Source organism: Streptomyces sp. NPDC006197 (genome assembly GCF_040613865.1).
In the GTDB taxonomy this organism is placed as follows: Bacteria; Actinomycetota; Actinomycetes; order Streptomycetales; family Streptomycetaceae; genus Streptomyces.
The window spans coordinates 1-5,050 of the sequence record NZ_JBEXSZ010000261.1 but is presented as its reverse complement, the minus strand read 5'-3'; the positions used below and the strand labels follow the sequence as shown (position 1 = coordinate 5,050).

Here is a 5,050-nt window from a genome sequence, read left to right as displayed (position 1 = left end):
CCTCCGCCGTCACCTACCGGGAGACGCGGGCGGGTGCGCTGGCCGCCGCCGAGGTCACGTACACGACGCACAGCGAGCTCACGGACGAGACCAAGGAGCAGCGGGCCTTCGCCGTCTCCACCCCGAAGGGGGCGGTCGTCATCGTCCACCTCGGCGGGCTCGACACCGACGAGCACCGCGCGATGCTGCCCGCCTACGAGCTGGCGAAGAGCACGACGAAGGCGCTCTGAGGGGTCTGCCGGGACATGACCGCGGCCCCCCGTCCCGCACCGGACGAGGGGCCACGGCGTGTGCGGGGGCCCTTACGCGAACTTCTGGTTCGCGGAGCCGTCGCAGGCCTGGAGCCGGATCGGCTCCTTCGCCGCGCTCTGGGTGAGGCAGAGGCCGGTCGCGGCCGCGGGGCGGACGGTGGCGCCGTCGCGGACGAACTTCTGGTTGGCGGCGCCGCTGCAGTTCCAGATGATGAGCGCCTTGCCGGTCTGGTAGACGGCGCCCGGCACGTCCAGGCAGCGGTCCTGGGTGAGCTGGGTGTGGACGGTCCCCCGGGCCGAGTCGTGCCACCAGCCCTGGTTGCGGCCGCCGTGGCAGTCCCAGCCGAGGACGGCGGTCCCGTTGGCCGACTCGGCCGCGTTCACGTCGAGGCAGTTGCCGGTCGCCTGGTTCTTCAGCGGCTTGTACGCGTCGTCCCAGGCGAGCGGGAAGAGCGTCGGGGTGCCGGAGGAGTTGACGTCGGCGCAGCTCGCCTCGCGCAGGCCCGAGTCGTAGATCTGGGTCAGGCAGGAGGCGAAGGCGGCGTGACCGCTCTTGTTGGGGTGGAAGGACTGGCGGACGGAGTTCTCGTCGAGGCCGCCGGGCTTGGAGAGGTCGACGTAGAGGCCCCGGGCCCAGGTGTCCTCCATGCAGACCTCGTGGCCGTTGAAGAGCCGCGAGTTGTCGAGGTAGACCGCCCCGGTGTCGGCGGCGACCGTGCGCATGCCGCGCTCGAAGGCCGGGACGGCGGCGTTGCGGCCCCACTTGGTGTCGGAGTCGTAGCCCATGCCGCCGCAGGCGAGCTTCCCGGAGAAGTTCGGGTTGTCGTGGAAGTCGGGGCCGATGGGGCTCGGGTAGCCCATGACGACGAGCTTGTAGTCGCCGTCGGCGTATCCGGCGTCGCGCATGACCGTCTTCAGGTCGCGGACGGTCTGCTCGACCTTGGGGACGAGTCCGTCGACGCGGGCCTGCCAGCCGGGGGCGTACTTGGGCTCGCAGGTGCCCTGGCTGAGCACGTAGCGCTGGACGCAGTCGGTCATGACGGGTCCGAACTGCAGGTCGTCGTTGGCGCCGGCGACGAGCAGGACCATCTTGATCCGGGTGTTGCGGGCCTTGACGGCGAGGTTGTCGCTCTGGACGAGCTCGTCGGCGTACTGCTTGGAGCCGCCGATCCGGATGTTCCCGGTGTACGCGCCGGAGCAGGACACGTTGAAGGTGAGGTCCGCGGGGATCCCGGTCCGGTGGATGGCGGCGTCCGGGGAGCGGTGGCACCAGTTGGTGGGCCCGTTGGTGGGGGACTCGTACGTGCCGACGCCCTCGCCGGAGATCTCGCTGTCGCCGAGGGAGATCAGGCCGGTCTTGCGCTGGGCGAGCGGCCGTTCCTCGGGGCTGCCGTAGATCCTGGTGGCCTCGGCCGCCCGGATCGCCTCCAGCTCGGGGGAGAGCGGTACGGAGGTGATTCCGGCCGCGGTGCTCGTGTCGGCCGCGCCGGCGGGGGCGGCGGCGGTCATGCTGCCGAGGGCCGCCGCGGCGGCGGCGACGGCCGCGACGGGCCAGCGGAGTCTGGACCTGGTGCGCTTCACTGCGCCTCCTGGAAGTGGGGTTACCCACGGTTTCTACTGGCCGGTACGCGCCTTGGGAATACATCGAACAAGACAAGTGCTCATCTTTTGTTGGAGGTTGAGAAACATGAACGACACGGACGGATACCGCATCGAGCACGACTCCATGGGCGAGGTGCGGGTCCCCGTGCACGCCAAGTGGCGGGCCCAGACCCAGCGGGCGGTGGAGAACTTCCCGGTCTCCGGCCAGCGCCTGGAGCGCGCCCACATCGAGGCCCTGGCCCGGATCAAGGCCGCCGCCGCCAAGGTCAACGCCGAGCTCGGGGTGGTCGAGAAGGACCGCGCCGAGGCGATCGTCTCGGCCGCGGAGGAGGTCGCCGAGGGCCGCTGGGACGAGCACTTCCCCGTGGACGTCTTCCAGACCGGCTCGGGCACCTCGTCCAACATGAACACCAACGAGGTGATCGCCACCCTCGCCACCGAGCGGCTCCCCGAGGGACGCGAGGTCCACCCCAACGACCACGTCAACGCCTCGCAGTCCTCGAACGACGTCTTCCCCTCCTCCATCCACATCGCGGCCACCGCCGCCGTCACCCGCGACCTGATCCCCGCCCTCGACCACCTGGCCGCCTCCCTGGAGCGAAAATCGGCCGAATTCGCGTCGGTGGTGAAGTCCGGCCGTACGCATCTGATGGACGCCACCCCCGTCACCCTGGGCCAGGAGTTCGGCGGCTACGCGGCCCAGGTCAGGTACGGCGTCGAGCGGTTGCGCGCCTCGCTCCCCCGCCTCGCCGAACTCCCCCTCGGCGGTACGGCGGTGGGCACCGGCATCAACACCCCGGCCGGCTTCTCCGCGGCCGTCATCGCGGAGGTCGCCCGCGCGACCGGGCTGCCGCTGACGGAGGCCCGCGACCACTTCGAGGCCCAGGGCGGCCGCGACGGCCTGGTGGAGACGTCGGGGCAGCTCCGGACCATCGCCGTCTCCCTCACCAAGATCGCCAACGACCTGCGCTGGATGGCCAGCGGCCCGCGCACCGGCCTGGCCGAGATCAACCTCCCCGACCTCCAGCCCGGCTCCTCGATCATGCCGGGCAAGGTGAACCCGGTGATCCCCGAGGCGGTCCTGATGGTCGCCGCGCAGGTGACCGGAAACGACACCACGGTCGCGGTCGCGGGCGCGGCCGGGAACTTCGAGCTCAACGTGATGCTCCCCGTGATGGCCAAGAACCTGCTGGAATCCGTACGGCTTCTGGCCAACGCCTCCCGGCTCCTCGCCGACCGCACCGTCGACGGCATCACCGCCAACGTCGAGCGCGCCCGCGAGTACGCCGAGTCCTCGCCCTCCGTGGTCACCCCGCTGAACAAGTACATCGGCTACGAGGAGGCCGCCAAGGTCGCGAAGAAGTCCCTCGCCGAGCGGAAGACCATCCGCGAGGTGGTGCTGGAGTCCGGCTACGTCGAGCGGGGCGACCTCACCGTCGAGCAGCTGGACGAGGCGCTGGACGTGCTGCGGATGACTCATCCGTGACCTGTGGTGCGGATGACCCATCCGTGAACCGTGGTGCGGATGACCCATCCGTGAACCGTGGTGCGGATGACTCATCCGTGACCTGTGCCGCAGCGCCGATGGGAGCGCGCCCCTAAGATCTGCGCATGACAGGATCGGACGGCTCCCAGCACTGGGCGCCGGGGGAGCACATCCTCTGGCGCTACCGCGGCAACGGCACCGAAGACGTGGCCATCTGCCGGCCGGTGACCGTCGTCCAGGACACGCCCGAGCTGCTCGCCGTATGGATGGCGCCCGGCACCGAGTGCGTGCGGCCGGTGCTCGCCGACGGCACCTCCGTGCACGACGAGCCGCTCGCCACCCGCTACACCGCCCCGCGCACCACCGAGCGCGCCCGCTGGTCCGGCACCGGGGTCCTCAAGCTGGCCCGGCCGAAGGACCCCTGGTCGGTGTGGCTGTTCTGGGAGCGCGGCTGGCGCTTCCGCAGCTGGTACGTGAACCTGGAGGAGCCGCGGACCCGCTGGTCCGGCGGCATCGACTCCGAGGACCACTTCCTCGACATCTCCGTCTACCCCGACCGCAGCTGGCTGTGGCGGGACGAGGACGAGTTCGCGCAGGCCCAGCGGGCCGGGCTGATGGGGCCCGAGCAGGCCGCGCGGGTCCTGGCCGCCGGGCAGGAGGCGGTGGAGCTGATCACCTCCTGGGGGACGCCGTTCGCGGACGGCTGGGAGGACTGGCGGCCCGATCCCGCCTGGTCGGTGCCGACGCTCCCGGCGGACTGGGATCGCACTCCGGCGCACACGGCTCCGTGAGACTCTTGATGCGCCCCCGGGGTTCAAACGTAGGATCGTCCTCCGCAAGGCCGACACCGAGCGAAGAGCACGTCAGACCGACCGAACAGCACGTCAAAGGCGTAAGCCAGCGCAGGAACTGACCACAAGTCATCCACGAGGGGGAGAGCAGTGCCGGACGTGCGCCCGGGTGTGCCGACCCCCGCCCTTGCCGCCGCTCGCGGAAGCTCCACATCCACCGCGGACGCGGGGTTTAGCCCTGCCGAAGGCGCGGCATCGGCCAACAGAGCGAGTGCATCGCACCACCGGCCCGGACGGACGGAATCCCACGCGTGACGGAGCATCCCACCTCCCACGAAGGCCGGCAGCCCCTGGCTGCCCGGCCGCAGGAACGCGCTCGCCCTCGCCAGGAGGCGGCGGCCGGCCTGCCCTCCGACGTGCCCGGCAAGGCGGGCGGCCCGGCGGCCGCCACGACCCCGGCCCCGGACGCACCCCCGCCGGCCACCGCCGCAGGCGCGGGCCACCCCGACCCCCTGGGCGGCACGGCCCACCCGAACTCCCCCGGCGACACGGGCCGTCCCGGCTTCCCCGGCGGTACGGGACACCCCGGCGCCCCCGGCGCCGTGGCCCTCGCCGTCTCCCCGCAGCATCCCGGCGGCGGGGACACCTCCGCCCGGCGGGAGGGCGACCGGCTGCGGTTCGTCGGCGCCGCGACCCGGCGCATCGCCCGCGGCATCGACCTGGACGAGATCGTCCTCGGCCTGTGCCGGGCCACCGTGCCGACCTTCTCCGACGAGATCCTGGTCTACCTCCGCGACCCGCTCCCGGTGGGCGACGAGCGGCCGGTGGCGCCCTTCGTGCTGCGGCTGCGCCGCACCGACCGGCTGCGGTTAAGCGATCTGGAGGGCGAGGAGCTCGTCCTCGTACCCGATCCGGATCCG

At 71.9% G+C, this 5,050-nt stretch carries 4 protein-coding genes and 1 pseudogene; 4 read left to right on the top strand and 1 reads right to left on the bottom strand.

Features of this window, described 5'->3' with window-relative positions; all coding sequences use genetic code 11:
* A partial coding sequence (locus ABZ318_RS38995) for a lipoprotein (protein WP_356907154.1) occupies positions 1–230 on the top strand: 230 nt, incomplete at its 5' end.
* Positions 231–302: 72 nt separating this feature from the next.
* On the opposite strand, the gene ABZ318_RS38990 is transcribed toward ABZ318_RS38995, so the two are convergent.
* Positions 303–1,832, bottom strand: coding sequence for a ricin-type beta-trefoil lectin domain protein (locus ABZ318_RS38990; protein ID WP_356907153.1), 1,530 nt, complete (start codon positions 1,830–1,832; stop codon positions 303–305).
* 106 nt (positions 1,833–1,938) lie between these two features.
* Here ABZ318_RS38990 and ABZ318_RS38985 point away from each other — a divergent pair, with 106 nt between their 5' ends.
* From ABZ318_RS38985 to ABZ318_RS38975, 3 genes and pseudogenes are all read left to right on the top strand, one after another.
* Positions 1,939–3,339 (top strand): class II fumarate hydratase, encoded by a 1,401-nt coding sequence (locus ABZ318_RS38985; protein ID WP_356907152.1) that lies wholly within the window; start codon positions 1,939–1,941, stop codon positions 3,337–3,339.
* 125 nt (positions 3,340–3,464) lie between these two features.
* Positions 3,465–4,130, top strand: coding sequence for a DUF402 domain-containing protein (locus ABZ318_RS38980; RefSeq protein ID WP_356907151.1), 666 nt, complete (start codon positions 3,465–3,467; stop codon positions 4,128–4,130).
* Positions 4,131–4,441: 311 nt separating this feature from the next.
* Positions 4,442–5,050, top strand: a pseudogene (locus ABZ318_RS38975) (serine/threonine protein phosphatase); the annotation flags it as partial.

Bases quoted from the DNA above. Each gene is read 5' to 3' on its own strand.
- ABZ318_RS38985 (WP_356907152.1), top strand. From the start codon at position 1,939: ATGAACGACACGGACGGATACCGCATCGAGCACGACTCCATGGGCGAG.
- ABZ318_RS38980 (WP_356907151.1), top strand. From the start codon at position 3,465: ATGACAGGATCGGACGGCTCCCAGCACTGGGCGCCGGGGGAGCACATC.